This is a genomic window from Enterobacter sp. 50793107, from assembly GCF_001463365.1.
In the GTDB taxonomy this organism is placed as follows: domain Bacteria; phylum Pseudomonadota; class Gammaproteobacteria; order Enterobacterales; family Enterobacteriaceae; genus Enterobacter; species Enterobacter cloacae.
This window is the reverse complement of the sequence record NZ_LNII01000168.1, coordinates 59,561-74,680: the sequence shown is the minus strand read 5'-3', so window position 1 is coordinate 74,680 and position 15,120 is coordinate 59,561. Positions and strand designations below refer to the sequence as shown.

Annotated in this window: 14 protein-coding genes; 9 read left to right on the top strand and 5 right to left on the bottom strand. The window is 52.4% G+C overall.

Annotation, left to right across the window (positions count from 1 at the left end):
- A partial coding sequence (locus APU11_RS27485; protein WP_131729156.1) for an IS3 family transposase occupies positions 1-109 on the top strand: 109 nt, incomplete at its 5' end.
- On the opposite strand, the gene APU11_RS24495 is transcribed toward APU11_RS27485, so the two are convergent.
- Complete coding sequence (locus APU11_RS24495; RefSeq protein ID WP_239691344.1) at positions 106-1,533, bottom strand: tyrosine-type recombinase/integrase; 1,428 nt, start codon at positions 1,531-1,533, stop codon at positions 106-108. The two genes, APU11_RS27485 and APU11_RS24495, sit on opposite strands and share 4 nt — an antisense overlap.
- A 253-nt stretch (positions 1,534-1,786) precedes the next feature.
- Here APU11_RS24495 and rluB point away from each other — a divergent pair, with 253 nt between their 5' ends.
- Positions 1,787-2,662: a 23S rRNA pseudouridine(2605) synthase RluB gene (gene rluB, locus APU11_RS24490; RefSeq protein ID WP_013096363.1), complete on the top strand. Its 876-nt coding sequence runs from the start codon at positions 1,787-1,789 to the stop codon at positions 2,660-2,662.
- A gap of 36 nt (positions 2,663-2,698) precedes the next feature.
- Here the strand turns inward: rluB and cobO are convergent, their stop codons facing one another.
- On the bottom strand, positions 2,699-3,289 hold the full coding sequence (gene cobO, locus APU11_RS24485) for a cob(I)yrinic acid a,c-diamide adenosyltransferase (RefSeq protein ID WP_040022201.1): 591 nt from the start codon (positions 3,287-3,289) through the stop codon (positions 2,699-2,701).
- Complete coding sequence (locus APU11_RS24480; RefSeq protein ID WP_023620279.1) at positions 3,286-4,047, bottom strand: YciK family oxidoreductase; 762 nt, start codon at positions 4,045-4,047, stop codon at positions 3,286-3,288. The genes cobO and APU11_RS24480 overlap by 4 nt, the downstream gene beginning before the upstream one ends.
- Before the next feature lie 251 nt (positions 4,048-4,298).
- Between APU11_RS24480 and sohB the strand changes: the two genes are divergently transcribed.
- On the top strand, positions 4,299-5,345 hold the full coding sequence (gene sohB, locus APU11_RS24475; RefSeq protein ID WP_038419682.1) for a protease SohB: 1,047 nt from the start codon (positions 4,299-4,301) through the stop codon (positions 5,343-5,345).
- A gap of 34 nt (positions 5,346-5,379) precedes the next feature.
- Here the strand turns inward: sohB and APU11_RS24470 are convergent, their stop codons facing one another.
- The gene (locus APU11_RS24470) at positions 5,380-5,631 is read right to left on the bottom strand and encodes a YciN family protein (protein ID WP_003856804.1); all 252 of its coding nucleotides are present in this window, start codon (positions 5,629-5,631) and stop codon (positions 5,380-5,382) included.
- Positions 5,632-6,030: 399 nt separating this feature from the next.
- On the opposite strand from APU11_RS24470, the gene topA reads away from it, so the two are divergent.
- From topA to acnA, 5 genes are all read left to right on the top strand, one after another.
- Positions 6,031-8,628, top strand: coding sequence for a type I DNA topoisomerase (topA, locus tag APU11_RS24465; protein WP_058651254.1), 2,598 nt, complete (start codon positions 6,031-6,033; stop codon positions 8,626-8,628).
- A gap of 187 nt (positions 8,629-8,815) precedes the next feature.
- Positions 8,816-9,790, top strand: coding sequence for an HTH-type transcriptional regulator CysB (gene cysB, locus APU11_RS24460; RefSeq protein WP_006175683.1), 975 nt, complete (start codon positions 8,816-8,818; stop codon positions 9,788-9,790).
- Between the two features lie 337 nt (positions 9,791-10,127).
- Complete coding sequence (locus APU11_RS24455; RefSeq protein WP_213382645.1) at positions 10,128-10,268, top strand: YmiA family putative membrane protein; 141 nt, start codon at positions 10,128-10,130, stop codon at positions 10,266-10,268.
- 311 nt (positions 10,269-10,579) lie between these two features.
- A complete protein-coding gene (ymiC, locus tag APU11_RS29065) occupies positions 10,580-10,678 on the top strand; it encodes a small membrane protein YmiC (protein ID WP_044159376.1) in 99 nt (32 codons plus the stop codon).
- Positions 10,679-10,843: 165 nt separating this feature from the next.
- Positions 10,844-13,519, top strand: a complete 2,676-nt coding sequence (acnA, locus tag APU11_RS24440; RefSeq protein ID WP_020690941.1) for an aconitate hydratase AcnA — start codon at positions 10,844-10,846, stop codon at positions 13,517-13,519.
- 44 nt (positions 13,520-13,563) lie between these two features.
- Here acnA and ribA read toward each other — a convergent pair whose 3' ends face one another.
- Positions 13,564-14,154, bottom strand: a complete 591-nt coding sequence (gene ribA / locus APU11_RS24435; protein WP_013096372.1) for a GTP cyclohydrolase II — start codon at positions 14,152-14,154, stop codon at positions 13,564-13,566.
- A gap of 198 nt (positions 14,155-14,352) precedes the next feature.
- Between ribA and pgpB the strand changes: the two genes are divergently transcribed.
- On the top strand, positions 14,353-15,120 hold the full coding sequence (pgpB, locus tag APU11_RS24430; protein WP_058651312.1) for a phosphatidylglycerophosphatase B: 768 nt from the start codon (positions 14,353-14,355) through the stop codon (positions 15,118-15,120).

Genomic DNA, 15,120 nt, shown 5'->3' with positions numbered 1-15,120 from the left:
TGATTACATCGAAATGTTTTATAACAGTAAGCGTCGGCATGGTTCTAGCGAACAGATGTCACCGACAGAATATGAAAACCAGTATTATCAACGGCTCGGAAGTGTCTAGATTATCCGTGGCGATTCACTCCCAGATGCAAGGCAATGACTTACGAAGGTGTGACGAAGACTATGTATGCGCCTTTTTAGCCCAAACTCATCATAATCAGGGACACCTGTTTCATTCATCAACTTAGCCCATTCGGCTGTTGCTGTGGTGTAGTTAGGTAAGCCACTGAAAATCAGATCACCATCGTTAAGAGCATCGGCAAGACTGAGTAAACCTGACTCTAAAACCTTATTGAGTGGTATCTGGCGTTGGGCATGTTCGGTTTTCCCGTCTTCTATATAAATGTACCAGCGTGAAGTTTCTTCATCTAAACGGATGTCCCGCTTTCTGATAGAGGCAATCTCGCCACGTCGAGCACCAGTATAAATGAGGGTGAGGAAGTACCATTTGCGCCAATCGTTATCTTCCAGTGAGAACAGCTTGGTTTTAAGCTTACTCAACTCAGCGTTGCTGAAATGGCCTCTCCGGTTTGGCTTCACCTCATATGTGATTCCGTCGGTAGGGGATTTCTCTAACAGGTCTTTGGTGTCAACGAGGTAAGTTTTAAAAAGTGAGCGCCAGATCTTGAGATGTTTTTCAACATGCTGGCTACTGATCAGATCTTCCTCTGGTACGTCATAATCAATGCATTCAGGCAAAGATAGGCGCTTGTATGGCAGCTTAGTCCGAGTCGGTAAGTTTTCGGTCACTTTCAGCGCTTCACGAATATCTTGCTTAGTAACCCGATCAATCGGTTTATCACCAATAACGTAAATCAGCACATCAAAGAAACGCTGGTTCTCGTTAGTGATGCCTGCACGCCATTTTTGACCTTTTTCTTCAACATACTGCGTCCATGCTTCGGAAAGTTTGATTGCCTGGCTTGCGCTTGCTTTAACTTCCGTTGAAAAAGCCTGGCTTGTTTCAACAATACTTTGCGGTGAAGATTTCAGTTTCTGCTCTTCTAACTGATTTTGCAGTGTTGCAATGAGTTGGCGGTATCGCAGCAAATCTTTCGAATAGAATGCTTCATAGGCTTGCGCGACGGTCGCACGGCTCATATCAAGTGCAGCACCTACTTGATTCGCAAGGGGCAAATCACCCTTGGAAAGTTCAAGTTTCTTCATATGAAGACTTGCAAGCACTTCGTTTGCTGTCTGATCGCTACCATTAACCATGCGTTGGAAGTGAGCTTCCGAATAGCCTTGTGCGGCTTCAACCGTATCAGAAGCCGATAATGGAGAATCAGGATTAATGTTTCTGTGCCACTGTCCTAACTCCGGCAGACGCTCCACCTCTGCAATATCTCTTTCGAGTGCATGTAGAAGATAGTTGTCAAAGTCCTGCTTAGTGGCGGCTCGGTAGCCTTGCATTTTGCGTTTGAACTCTTCGAGGCTCATCGTTCCATTCTGCACAAGGGGAATGAAAGGGCGGATCTGATTCATGATCACTTCTGCTTGCTTTCGGCTATCAGTACCGAGACTCAGACGCACAAAACTTGTTGAATCATTTAGTCTAAAGTTAGTGTAGTATGTGCGCCCACGAATCATTGTGTGTGACGGCTTGTGTGACACCTTTTTTGCCATGCTGTGTACCATAAAATAGTTACAAATCAGTGAGTTAACTTGATGTTTTAGCTAACTCGTTGTTTTAGAAAGTATACCAGACGCCTGTGAAGGCGACACCTGAGGAAGCTCAATGAGCGAGAAGTTACAGAAAGTGCTGGCGCGTGCCGGCCACGGCTCACGCCGTGAAATCGAAGCCATTATTGAAGCCGGACGCGTGAGTGTGGACGGTAAAATCGCCACGCTCGGTGACCGCGTAGAAATCGTGCCGGGGCTTAAAATCCGTATCGACGGTCATCTTATCTCGGTTAAAGAATCTGCTGAGCAGATCTGCCGCGTGCTGGCGTACTACAAGCCGGAAGGTGAACTGTGTACGCGCAACGACCCGGAAGGTCGCCCGACGGTATTTGACCGTCTGCCTAAACTGCGTGGCGCACGCTGGATTGCCGTGGGGCGTCTGGATGTGAACACCTGCGGTCTGCTGCTATTCACAACGGATGGTGAGCTGGCAAACCGTCTGATGCACCCAAGTCGTGAAGTGGAACGCGAATACGCCGTACGCGTGTTCGGCCAGGTTGATGAGAACAAACTGCGCGATCTGTCGCGTGGCGTTCAGCTGGAAGACGGTCCTGCAGCGTTCAAAACCATCAAATTTACCGGTGGTGAAGGGATCAACCAGTGGTACAACGTTACCCTGACCGAAGGCCGTAACCGTGAGGTTCGTCGTCTGTGGGAAGCGGTGGGCGTGCAGGTTAGCCGGCTGATCCGTGTCCGTTACGGCGATATTCTGCTGCCAAAAGGTCTGCCACGTGGTGGCTATACCGAACTGGACCTGACGCAGACCAACTACCTGCGTGAACTGGTGGGACTGGCGCCAGAAACCACCTCCAAAGTGGCGGTGGAGAAAGATCGTCGTCGCATGAAGGCGAACCAGATCCGTCGTGCGGTGAAACGCCACAGCCAGGTGAACAATAATCGCCGCGCTGGCAGCCGTAATAACAACGGTTAAAAATAAAAGCCCGGTTAATATCACCGGGCTTTTTTATCAGTAATCAATGCCGATTTGCGCTTTGATACCGGCATCAAAAGCATGTTTAACCGGACGCAATTCGCTGACGGTATCCGCTAATTCCAGAATATCCCGATGACAGCCGCGGCCTGTGACGATCACCGTCTGATGTGCCGGGCGATTCCTGAGTGCCTCCAGTACGGCGTCCAGCGGCAGATAGTCGTAGGCGACCATGTAGGTGATCTCATCCAGTAACACCATGTTCAGGGCCGGGTCTGCCAGCATTCGTTTTGCATGCTCCCATACCGCGAGGCAGGCCGCGGTGTCGGTTTCCCGGTTTTGGGTATCCCACGTAAAGCCTGTCGCCATCACCTGGAACTCAACCCCGTGCTGTTCAAGTAAGTTACGTTCACCGTTGGGCCATTCCCCTTTAATGAACTGAATGACACCCACTTTCTGCCCGTGACCAACGGCGCGCGTGGCGGTACCAAAGGCAGCGGTGGTTTTGCCTTTGCCGTTGCCGGTAAACACGATGATGATCCCGCGTTCATCCTGCGCAGCGGCGACACGGGCATCAACCTGTTCTTTCAGGCGCTGCTGACGTTGCTGGTGACGTTCTTCACTCATTGCGAAATCCCGGGTTTACGGCCTGGCTGGGCATCAAAGGTCATCCCTGTTTTACGGCGGCTATCATCGCCCATCAGCCAGAGATAGAGCGGCATAATATCTGCCGGGGTTTTAAGCTTCTGCGGATCTTCCGTCGGGAAGGCGCTGGCGCGCATTTTGGTACGCGTTCCGCCTGGGTTAATGCAGTTCACGCGCAGATGACGGCTCTGATACTCCTCCGCCAGCACCTGCATCATCCCTTCGGTCGCGAATTTTGAGACCGCATACGCCCCCCAGTTTGCGCGGCCTTCGCGCCCTACGCTGGAGGAGGTGAATACCAGCGAACCGGAATCAGATTTGAGTAATAAAGGAAGCAGTGCCTGGGTCAGGAAAAAGGTGCCGTTGATATTGACCTGCATGACCTGCTGCCAGATCTCAGGATCCTGTTCATCCATCGGGCGAACCTCCCCAAGCAAGCCGGCATTGTGCAGTACGCCATCCAGCCGTGGGTAGTGGGTGCTGATGCGGTGGGCAAGCTCCTGGCACGTTTCAGGGGTACAGGTGAGCAGATCCAGCGTGTACCAGCGGGCAGGAATTCCACCGGCGGCGTCAATCTCCTGAGCCACTCCTTTGAGTTTTTCTTCGTTACGGCCAATGAGAATTACGCTCGCGCCATAGTCAGCGTAGGTCAGTGCCGCTTCGCGGCCAATGCCATCGCTGGCACCAGTGACCAAAATGATGCGGTTCTGCAGCAGATTTTTTTGCGGTTGATAATGCACGGTGACTCCTCGGCGCACAGTGATGCAAAGACGCCTTATTGTGTGACTTTTCGGCTTTATGCCCGAATTAGCATGAGAATTCAATCAGTCTACAGGACGCATCGCTGTAAAATTAACAATTTGCAAATATTTAAACCAGAATCGGGGGATTCCTGAAGACGGCTCGCAGAGGTAATGTCACGAGCGAGACGCATGAGCAGGGCTGTTGTACACTGCCGTGAAAGATTCGTGGTTAAATCAAGGTGGAACGCGTGGAATTACTTTCTCAATATGGGTTGTTTTTGGCAAAGATCGCGACGGTGGTGATTGCCATTGCGGTAGTGGCCGTTCTGATTGTTAACCTGACGCAGCGCAAACGTCAGCGTGGTGAGTTACGCATTACCCGCCTGAGCGAGCAGTATAAAGAGATGCAGGAAGAGATGTCGCTGGCCCTGCTTGACAGCCATCAACAGAAACTGTGGCACAAAGCGCAGAAGAAAAAGCATAAGCAGGACGCCAAAGCGGCAAAAGCCAAAGCGAAGCTTAACGCGCCGGAGGAAACCTCAACCCCGCGTGTCTATGTGCTCGATTTTAAAGGCAGCATGGATGCCCATGAAGTCTCTTCCCTGCGTGAAGAAGTCACCGCCGTGCTTGCCGTGGCTAAACCGCAGGATCAGGTGGTTGTCCGTCTTGAGAGTCCGGGTGGGGTCGTTCATGGTTATGGGCTGGCGGCTTCGCAGCTACAGCGTCTGCGTGAAAAACAGATCCCGCTGACGGTTGCGGTGGATAAAGTCGCGGCGAGCGGTGGCTATATGATGGCCTGCGTGGCGGATAAAATTGTTGCGGCGCCGTTTTCTATTATTGGCTCCATCGGGGTGGTTGCGCAAATCCCGAACTTTAACCGCTTCCTGAAAAGCAAAGAGATCGACATTGAATTGCATACGGCGGGTCAGTACAAACGTACCCTGACGCTGCTGGGGGAGAACACGGAAGAAGGACGGCAGAAATTCCGTGAAGATCTCAATGAAACCCATCACCTCTTTAAAGACTTTGTGCACCGTATGCGCCCGGCGCTTGATATTGACCAGGTGGCAACAGGGGAGCACTGGTACGGTACGCAGGCGCAGGAAAAAGGGCTGGTGGATGAAGTGGGCACCAGTGACGACCTGCTGTTGAATCTGATGGAAGGACGCGAACTGGTTGGCGTGCGCTTTACCCAGCGTAAGCGACTGCTTGACCGCTTTACGAACAGCGCGGCCGAAAGCGCGGATCGCCTGCTGCTCCGCTGGTTGCAACGCGGACAAAAACCGCTGCTGTAAACAAAAACGCGAGGCCAGTGCCTCGCGTTTTGCGTTAATCGACCAGGTGATATTTCTCTGAAAGCGTGTGCGCCAGGTATTTAAACATATTGAATACGGCGGTGCTTTTCGGGGTGGGTAACCCTTGTTCGTCAAGGAAGTATTCGCCGCTGAATACCAGCACGCCGTTACGTTGTTCCACGCCGGTCGCTTCAATGCCCGCCAGGGTGTCTTCATGGTCACGAATCAGCTTATTTGCTTCGATAAGCAGAGAGGCTCGATCAATGGGTTGGGTTGTATTCTGCATAATCCACTCCTTAAACAGTGACAATAGTCTACGCCGGGGGCGCTTTGGGGGCAAATTTTCCCTGTAATGTGAGGGGGTAAGGTGCCGTGACCTGGCTGGCAGGATTTGCTTTTGCATGCTAATAAAGTTGCGTAACGAATTTTATCAGGTAGAGTGTGCGCTTTCGTCATTCTGGCAACAGAATTGCTTGACATTCGACCGGGAATTCGTCACGAATTACATCCGATGTGAGAAAAATACCCGATAACTCAATCACCTGGGCGTTAACGTTATGACGTTCAGTAAGACAAAGGGGTTGATATCCCCTGACGCAGTCGCAATATCAATGGCTCGTCGTCAGTGGAAGGGAAATCAACATGCGGCGTATTCCTGGAAGAATTAAATTAGGTAAAGGTGAATATGGGTAAAGCTCTCGTCATCGTTGAGTCCCCGGCAAAAGCCAAAACGATCAATAAGTATCTGGGTAATGACTACGTGGTTAAGTCCAGCGTCGGTCACATCCGCGATTTGCCGACCAGTGGCTCAGCCAGCAAAAAGAGCGCAGACTCTACCTCCACCAAAGGGGCTAAAAAGCCTAAAAAGGATGAACGTAGCGCGCTTGTCAACCGTATGGGTGTTAACCCATGGCATAACTGGGATGCACACTATGAAGTGCTGCCCGGCAAAGAAAAAGTCGTTAACGAGCTGAAGCAGCTTGCTGAAAAAGCAGACCACATTTATCTCGCAACCGACCTTGACCGCGAAGGGGAAGCCATTGCCTGGCACCTGCGGGAAGTGATCGGGGGTGACGACAAACGCTACAGCCGTGTAGTGTTTAACGAAATTACGAAGAATGCGATTCGCCAGGCGTTTGAGAAGCCGGGTGAACTGAACATCGACCGCGTAAACGCGCAGCAGGCGCGCCGTTTCATGGACCGTGTCGTGGGTTACATGGTCTCTCCACTGCTGTGGAAAAAGATTGCCCGCGGTCTGTCCGCAGGGCGTGTGCAGTCCGTTGCTGTGCGTCTGGTTGTTGAACGCGAGCGTGAGATCAAAGCCTTCGTCCCGGAAGAGTTCTGGGAAGTGGATGCCAATGTCACCACGCCGGGTGGAGATGCGCTGCCGCTGCAGGTGAGTCATCAGAATGACAAACCGTTCCGTCCTGAAAATCGTGAACAGACCATGGCGGCCGTGGCGCTGCTGGAAAAAGCGCGCTACCAGGTTCTGGAGCGTGAAGACAAACCGACCAGCAGCAAACCTGGCGCACCGTTTATTACGTCTACGCTGCAACAGGCTGCGAGCACGCGCCTGGGCTATGGCGTGAAGAAAACCATGATGATGGCCCAGCGTCTGTATGAAGCGGGTTATATCACCTATATGCGTACTGACTCGACAAACCTGAGCCTGGACGCCGTCAACATGGTGCGCGGCTACATCAGTGACAACTTCGGTAAGAAATACCTGCCAGCGAGTGAAAACCAGTACGCCAGCAAGGAGAACTCACAGGAAGCGCACGAAGCCATTCGTCCTTCTGACGTCTCCGTGTTAGCCGAATCGCTGAAAGATATGGAAGCCGATGCCCAGAAGCTGTATCAGCTTATCTGGCGTCAGTTCGTGGCGTGCCAGATGACACCAGCACAGTATGACTCCACCACGCTGACCGTTGGTGCAGGTGATTTCCGCCTGAAAGCGCGTGGCCGTATCCTGCGCTTCGATGGCTGGACTAAAGTGATGCCTGCGCTACGTAAGGGTGATGAAGACAGAACCCTGCCTGCGGTAAACAAAGGGGATGAGCTCTCTCTGGTTGATCTCGTGCCTGCCCAGCACTTCACCAAGCCGCCAGCGCGTTTCAGCGAAGCGTCTCTGGTTAAAGAGCTGGAAAAACGCGGTATTGGCCGTCCATCCACCTATGCATCGATTATTTCGACCATTCAGGACCGCGGTTACGTGCGTGTTGAAAACCGTCGTTTCTATGCGGAAAAAATGGGTGAGATCGTCACTGACCGCCTGGAAGCCAACTTCCGCGAACTGATGAACTACGACTTCACCGCGCAAATGGAAGACAGTCTCGATCAGGTGGCCAGCCATCAGGCCGAGTGGAAAAAGGTTCTCGACAGCTTCTTCAGCGACTTTACCAACCAGCTTGAAAAAGCGGAAAAAGATCCTGAAGAGGGCGGCATGCTGCCAAATCAGATGGTCCTGACCAGCATCGACTGCCCAACCTGTGGTCGTAAAATGGGGATCCGTACTGCCACCACTGGCGTATTCCTCGGCTGTTCTGGCTACGCGCTGCCGCCGAAAGAACGCTGCAAAACCACCATTAACCTGGTACCTGAGAACGAAGTGCTCAACGTGCTGGAAGGTGATGATGCGGAAACCAACGCTCTGCGTGCAAAACGTCGCTGCAAGAAATGCGGCACCGCGATGGACAGCTACCTCATCGATCCAAAACGTAAATTGCACGTCTGCGGTAATAACCCGACCTGCGATGGATATGAGATCGAAGAGGGTGAGTTCCGCATTAAAGGTTACGACGGTCCTATCGTTGAGTGTGAGAAGTGTGGTTCTGAGATGCACCTGAAAATGGGGCGCTTCGGCAAGTACATGGCGTGCACCAACGACGAGTGTAAGAACACGCGTAAAATCCTGCGTAACGGTGAAGTCGCGCCACCGAAGGAAGATCCGGTTCCGCTGCCAGAGTTGCCGTGCGAGAAGTCCGACGCTTACTTCGTGCTGCGTGATGGTGCTGCCGGCGTGTTCCTTGCGGCAAACACCTTCCCTAAATCGCGCGAAACCCGCGCGCCACTGGTGGAAGAGTTGTATCGTTTCCGCGACCGCCTGCCTGAGAAACTGCGCTACCTGGCCGATGCGCCACAGCAGGATCCGGAAGGCAATAAAACCGTTGTGCGTTTTAGCCGTAAAACGAAGCAGCAGTATGTTGCGGCGGAGAAAGACGGCAAGGCAACCGGCTGGTCAGCATTCTTTGTGGATGGCAAATGGGTGGAAGGCAAGAAATAATCTTTCCTTACCGTAACTTACCTGTGAAAGGGCCGGACTTCCGGCCCTTTTTTATTACCTTGTTATTATTTTTTGTTCCGTACTATACAGTCAGGCTATAAATGATATAGTGGTTATAGTTAACCCTTTTCTTATTATCAAATCGTCTTAAGCGATTGACCGCATGCGCTAAATCGGATGGTCTGGCATGAAATTACAGCAGCTTCGTTATATTGTTGAGGTGGTAAACCACAACCTTAACGTCTCTTCTACCGCTGAGGGGCTATATACCTCTCAGCCGGGTATCAGCAAGCAGGTCCGCATGCTGGAAGATGAGTTAGGTATTCAGATTTTTGCTCGTAGCGGTAAACACCTCACCCAGGTGACGCCAGCAGGGCAGGAGATTATCCGCATCGCGCGGGAGGTTCTCTCTAAAGTCGACGCAATTAAATCGGTGGCGGGTGAGCATACCTGGCCGGATAAAGGGTCGCTGTATATTGCCACCACCCATACCCAGGCACGCTATGCGCTGCCGGGCGTTATTAAGGGCTTTATTGAGCGCTATCCACGCGTCTCTCTCCATATGCATCAGGGCTCGCCGACGCAAATCGCTGAGGCGGTTTCGAAGGGTAATGCGGACTTTGCTATCGCAACCGAAGCGCTGCATCTGTATGACGATCTGGTTATGCTGCCGTGCTATCACTGGAACCGTTCTATTGTCGTCACGCCCGATCACCCGTTAGCCGGTAAAGGGTCGGTCACTATTGAAGAGCTGGCGCAATACCCCTTAGTGACGTATACCTTCGGCTTTACCGGGCGCTCCGAGCTTGATACTGCATTCAATCGTGCAGGATTAACGCCGCGTATCGTCTTCACCGCAACCGATGCTGACGTAATTAAGACCTACGTGCGGCTTGGACTGGGGGTAGGGGTGATTGCCAGCATGGCGGTTGATCCCGTATCTGACCCTGACCTCGTGCGTCTTGATGCGCATGATATTTTCAGCCATAGCACCACTAAGATTGGTTTCCGTCGCAGTACCTTCCTCCGTAGCTATATGTATGATTTTATTCAGCGCTTTGCCCCACATTTAACGCGCGACGTGGTCGATACGGCCGTGGCATTACGTTCAAATGAAGATATCGAAGAGATGTTTAAAGACATCAAACTTCCGGCAAAATAATCACTCCCGGTATCTTTCCGCCCAGGAAAGATACCGAAATAACCTCTCAAAGCTAAATTAGAATTATCATCATCTGCACTTAACTGCCGTATAATGTCATTAACCATTTATTTAGTGTGGTTATAATGTCGTGAATTGGCGACAAAAGTAGAACTAATTTTTGGCTTCGCAAATATTTCCTTTCAAATATTTATTTCTGGTCAAAAGAATGAATATTTCCCATCAATAGATACGTAAATTCACTGGCTTTTCGGCTAAAGTTTCTTTAGGATTTATCTCAACAGATGATTAATTGTACCAATTGTTTGGTCTCTAAATGATAAGCGATATCGATTGTATGAGGTTAGCAATGCCTTCAGGAAGTGAAGAACCGCAAAGGGATCCTGCGCTCAAGCGTAAAGCCTGGCTGGCGGTCTTTCTCGTCTCCGCCTTGTTTTGGGTGGTGGTTGCTTTCCTGGCCTGGAACTATTGGGGTTGAATATGGCAGTGACGGTACGTACAGAAACAGTTAAACAGATGTGTCAGCTTCGTGACAGGGGCCACAAAGTGCGCAAAGCACCTGCCACTGCCGTACCCGCGTCCTGGAAACTGACGCCGCAACAGCAAGCGTTTATTGATGTGTTCGCAGAAGACGAACCCAAAAAACAATAATTTACTTAATTGCGTAATGATGCAAATAGTCTGAATAAAGGCTCAATGCATTTGTACTCTTTAATAAATACACATCAGCAATATTGAACTGAGGGCAGACCTCGGAACCTTTAATAAATAATGCCTGGTGTCCCTATGATGAATAACATGATGTCTATGAAATACTGGTCATGGCTCGGCGTTTTTTCCGCGTCGATTCTGTTCTGGTCACAGCTTATCTGGCTGGCCCTCCACTAAATCGTAAAACCTCGCTACGGCGGGGTTTTTTGTTTTCTCCCCCGCACTGGAACATTCCTGGATTTATCATTTCGGGTTGTTATCAAAACGTTACGACATCTTTGTGTTATCTTTAATTACAGCCCTGATGATTGTCAGGACATCTCTGTAATTAAGGAGGAGCTTATGTCGGTAACCCTACGCGAAGCCAGTAAGGACACATTACAGGCAGAAAATAAAACCTGGCACTACTACAGCCTGCCGCTGGCAGCCAGGACGCTTGGGGACATTTCGCGTTTACCCAAGTCCTTGAAAGTTTTACTGGAAAACCTCTTACGCTGGCAGGATGGTGATTCCGTCACCCTTGAAGATATCCAGGCACTGGCAGGGTGGCTTAAGCATGCCCATGCTGACAGAGAAATTGCCTATCGACCGGCAAGGGTCCTGATGCAGGACTTTACCGGGGTCCCTGCTGTGGTTGACCTTGCGGCAATGCGCGAAGCGGTGAAGCGCCTTGGCGGCGATACCGCTAAAGTAAATCCGCTCTCTCCCGTTGATCTCGTTATCGACCACTCTGTCACCGTGGACCACTTTGGTGACGACGATGCCTTTGGCGAAAACGTACGTCTGGAAATGGAGCGTAACCACGAACGTTACGTCTTTCTGAAGTGGGGGCAGCAGGCCTTTAGCCGCTTTAGCGTCGTTCCGCCCGGTACGGGTATCTGCCACCAGGTGAATCTTGAATACCTGGGCAAAGCGGTCTGGAGTGAATTGCAGGATAAAGAGTGGGTGGCCTATCCGGATACTCTGGTGGGCACCGATTCGCACACCACCATGATTAACGGCCTGGGCGTTCTGGGCTGGGGCGTTGGCGGAATTGAAGCCGAAGCGGCCATGCTTGGCCAGCCGGTATCGATGCTGATCCCTGATGTGGTGGGCTTTAAGCTTACCGGCAAACTGTCGGAAGGCATTACCGCCACCGACCTGGTACTTACCGTTACGCAGATGCTGCGTAAGCATGGTGTGGTGGGTAAATTTGTCGAATTCTACGGTGACGGGCTGGATTCATTACCGCTTGCCGACCGTGCCACCATCGCCAACATGGCGCCGGAGTATGGCGCAACCTGCGGCTTTTTCCCCATCGATACTGTCACGCTGGAATATATGCGCCTGAGTGGCCGTAGCGAAGAGCAGGTGGCGCTGGTTGAAGCGTATACCAAAGCGCAGGGGATGTGGCGTAACCCGGGCGATGAACCGGTATTTACCAGCACACTTGAACTGGATATGGGAACCGTCGAGGCGAGCCTGGCGGGGCCAAAACGTCCACAGGATCGGGTGGCGTTGAGTGACGTACCGAAAGCCTTTGCCGCCAGTAATGAACTGGAAGTTAACACGGCGAAAAAAGACCACCGCCCAATCGACTATGTCCTGAACGGACATCAGTATCAGCTTCCGGATGGTGCGGTTGTCATTGCAGCCATAACCTCCTGTACAAATACGTCGAACCCCAGCGTGCTGATGGCCGCCGGTCTGCTGGCGAAGAAAGCGGTAGAGCTGGGGCTTAAGCCTCAGCCGTGGGTAAAAGCCTCTCTGGCACCGGGCTCCAAAGTGGTTTCAGATTACCTTGCACAGGCCAGATTAACGCCGTATCTGGATGAGCTGGGCTTTAACCTGGTGGGGTACGGTTGCACCACCTGTATCGGGAACTCGGGTCCGTTACCTGAACCGATTGAGATGGCGATCAAGCAGGGCGATCTCACCGTCGGGGCCGTTCTGTCCGGTAACCGAAACTTTGAAGGCCGTATTCATCCGCTGGTCAAGACCAACTGGCTGGCGTCTCCACCGCTGGTTGTGGCATACGCTCTGGCCGGGAATATGAATATCAACCTGGTCACCGATCCGATTGGCCACGATCGCAAGAATGATCCGGTCTATCTGAAGGATATCTGGCCATCTGCCCGGGAAATTGCATTGGCCGTAGAGAAAGTTTCTACCGAAATGTTCCGCAAAGAGTATGCGGAGGTGTTCGAAGGTACGCCGGAATGGAAGGCCATCGACGTCGTGGGTTCAGATACCTATGACTGGCAGGACGATTCGACCTATATCCGCCTGTCGCCGTTCTTCGATGAGATGCTGGCTGAACCTGCACCGCTGCAGGATATCCACGGCGCGCGCATTCTGGCGATGCTGGGAGACTCCGTCACCACGGACCACATATCGCCGGCGGGAAGCATCAAAGCCGACAGTCCAGCAGGCCGTTACCTGCAGAGCCGGGGTGTGGAGCGCCGGGATTTCAACTCCTATGGCTCACGTCGTGGTAACCATGAAGTGATGATGCGCGGCACGTTTGCCAATATCCGTATCCGCAATGAAATGGTGCCGGGCGTGGAAGGGGGCATGACGCGACATTTGCCGGGGAGCGACGTGATCTCAATTTATGACGCCGCCGTCAAATACCAGCAGGAAGGCACGCCGCTGGCGGTTATCGCCGGGAAAGAGTACGGCTCTGGCTCCAGCCGTGACTGGGCGGCGAAAGGCCCGCGTCTGCTTGGGGTTCGGGTGGTGATTGCCGAATCGTTTGAACGTATCCACCGTTCAAACCTGATAGGGATGGGGATCCTGCCACTCGAATTCCCGCAGGGCGTCACCCGTAAAACGCTGGGACTCACCGGGGAAGAGCTGATTGACATCAGCGGCCTGCAAAATCTGCAGCCGGGTAAAACGGTGCCGGTGAAATTAACGCGCGCAGACGGTAAAACAGAGGTGCTCGACTGCCGGTGTCGTATCGATACGGCAACAGAACTCACCTATTACCAGAACGACGGCATTCTACATTACGTGATTCGTAAGATGCTGGACTGATGGAGCCAGCCCGGCACGCGATGGCGTTGCCGGGCACTTTGCGATCACTCGCTCAGCAGATGCCCCATTTTGGCGGCTTTGGTATCGAGGTAGTGCGCGTTTTTTGGGTTACGTCCCACAATGAGCGGTACACGCTCAACGATATTGATCCCCGCTTCGGTCAGAATTTCGACTTTTTTCGGGTTGTTAGTCAGCAGGCGTACTTCATCCACGCCCAGCAGCTTAAACATATCCGCACACAGCGTGAAATCGCGCTCATCGGCAGCGAAGCCGAGCTGGTGGTTTGCTTCTACCGTGTCGTACCCCTGGTCCTGCAGCGCGTAGGCGCGGATTTTATTCAGCAGGCCAATATTGCGCCCTTCCTGGCGGTGATAAAGCAGCACACCGCGACCCTCTTCGGCAATATGAGAGAGCGCTGCCTCCAGCTGGAAACCGCAATCACAGCGCAGGCTGAACAACGCATCGCCGGTCAGACACTCCGAATGAACGCGAGAAAGTACCGGGGTTTGTCCTGAAATGTCGCCGTACACCAGCGCGACGTGATCCTGTCCGGTCGCCAGTTCTTCAAATCCCACCATCAGGAAATCGCCCCATGGGGTTGGCAGTTTGGCTTCTGCCACACGTTTAAGCTGCATGTGATTCTCCAGAGTAGGCTGACACGTTTCGTGTCTTCCGCCTGTTTTTGCTTTCTGTATCCGTTCATTTTGCCACAAGCTCAGCAGGTTCGCCTAATGGCTGCCATGCTATACGAACGTTAAACGCACGATCCGACATATCCACCCGTCGGATGAATTTCAGTTATGATTGTGACGCTTAGCGAAAAAGGAGAAGACATGCTTTCAATCGCCAGACGAACGGCAGCAGGTGCGGCCATATTGTTGATAATGCCATTAGCCGTTTGGGTATCAGGCTGGATGTGGCAGCCCGGGCACAATACCCTGTGGCAGAAAACGTTATACTGGATAACAGAGACGGTCACCCAGCCATGGGGCATTATTACTCATGTAGTGCTTTGCGCCTGGTTTTTGTGGTGCCTGCGCTTTCGTCTCCGCGCAGCGCTGGTGCTCTTTGCTATCCTCGGTGGGGCGATTCTTGTTGGCCAGGGGGTAAAATCCTGGGTGAAAGGCCATGTGCAGGAGCCGCGGCCTTTTGTGGTCTGGCTGGAAAAAACGCATCATGTTCCGGTGAATGAGTTCTACAATTTAAAACGTAAAGATCGCGGTGCGCTGGTGAAAGAACAGCTTGCGGAACAGCAGGATATCCCGACGTTTTTACGTAAACACTGGCAAAAAGAGACCGGCTTTGCGTTTCCATCCGGGCACACCATGTTCGCCGCCAGTTGGGCACTTCTTGCCGTCGGCCTTTTATGGCCGCGGCGTCGGACTGTCACTATCGCCATTTTACTGGTCTGGGCGACGGGGGTGATGGGGAGCCGTCTACTGCTGGGCATGCACTGGCCACGCGATTTAGTGGTGGCGACGCTCATTTCATGGCTGCTTGTTACCCTTGCCACCTGGCTGGCTGAACGGCTCTGCGGTCCGTTAACGCCGCCGCCGGAAGAGAAAGAAGAGATCGCCGAAAGGGAGCACAGTGGCGTCTGA

What these genes read in the sequence shown, in the direction of transcription:
- APU11_RS24455 (WP_213382645.1), top strand. Translation starts at nt 10,128, where the DNA reads ATGAGGTTAGCAATGCCTTCAGGAAGTGAAGAACCGCAAAGGGATCCT.
- cysB (WP_006175683.1), top strand. Translation starts at nt 8,816, where the DNA reads ATGAAATTACAGCAGCTTCGTTATATTGTTGAGGTGGTAAACCACAAC.
- cobO (WP_040022201.1), bottom strand. Translation starts at nt 3,289, where the DNA reads ATGAGTGAAGAACGTCACCAGCAACGTCAGCAGCGCCTGAAAGAACAG.
- ribA (WP_013096372.1), bottom strand. Translation starts at nt 14,154, where the DNA reads ATGCAGCTTAAACGTGTGGCAGAAGCCAAACTGCCAACCCCATGGGGC.
- APU11_RS24495 (WP_239691344.1), bottom strand. Translation starts at nt 1,533, where the DNA reads ATGAATCAGATCCGCCCTTTCATTCCCCTTGTGCAGAATGGAACGATG.
- topA (WP_058651254.1), top strand. Translation starts at nt 6,031, where the DNA reads ATGGGTAAAGCTCTCGTCATCGTTGAGTCCCCGGCAAAAGCCAAAACG.
- APU11_RS24470 (WP_003856804.1), bottom strand. Translation starts at nt 5,631, where the DNA reads ATGCAGAATACAACCCAACCCATTGATCGAGCCTCTCTGCTTATCGAA.
- ymiC (WP_044159376.1), top strand. Translation starts at nt 10,580, where the DNA reads ATGAATAACATGATGTCTATGAAATACTGGTCATGGCTCGGCGTTTTT.
- acnA (WP_020690941.1), top strand. Translation starts at nt 10,844, where the DNA reads ATGTCGGTAACCCTACGCGAAGCCAGTAAGGACACATTACAGGCAGAA.
- pgpB (WP_058651312.1), top strand. Translation starts at nt 14,353, where the DNA reads ATGCTTTCAATCGCCAGACGAACGGCAGCAGGTGCGGCCATATTGTTG.
- rluB (WP_013096363.1), top strand. Translation starts at nt 1,787, where the DNA reads ATGAGCGAGAAGTTACAGAAAGTGCTGGCGCGTGCCGGCCACGGCTCA.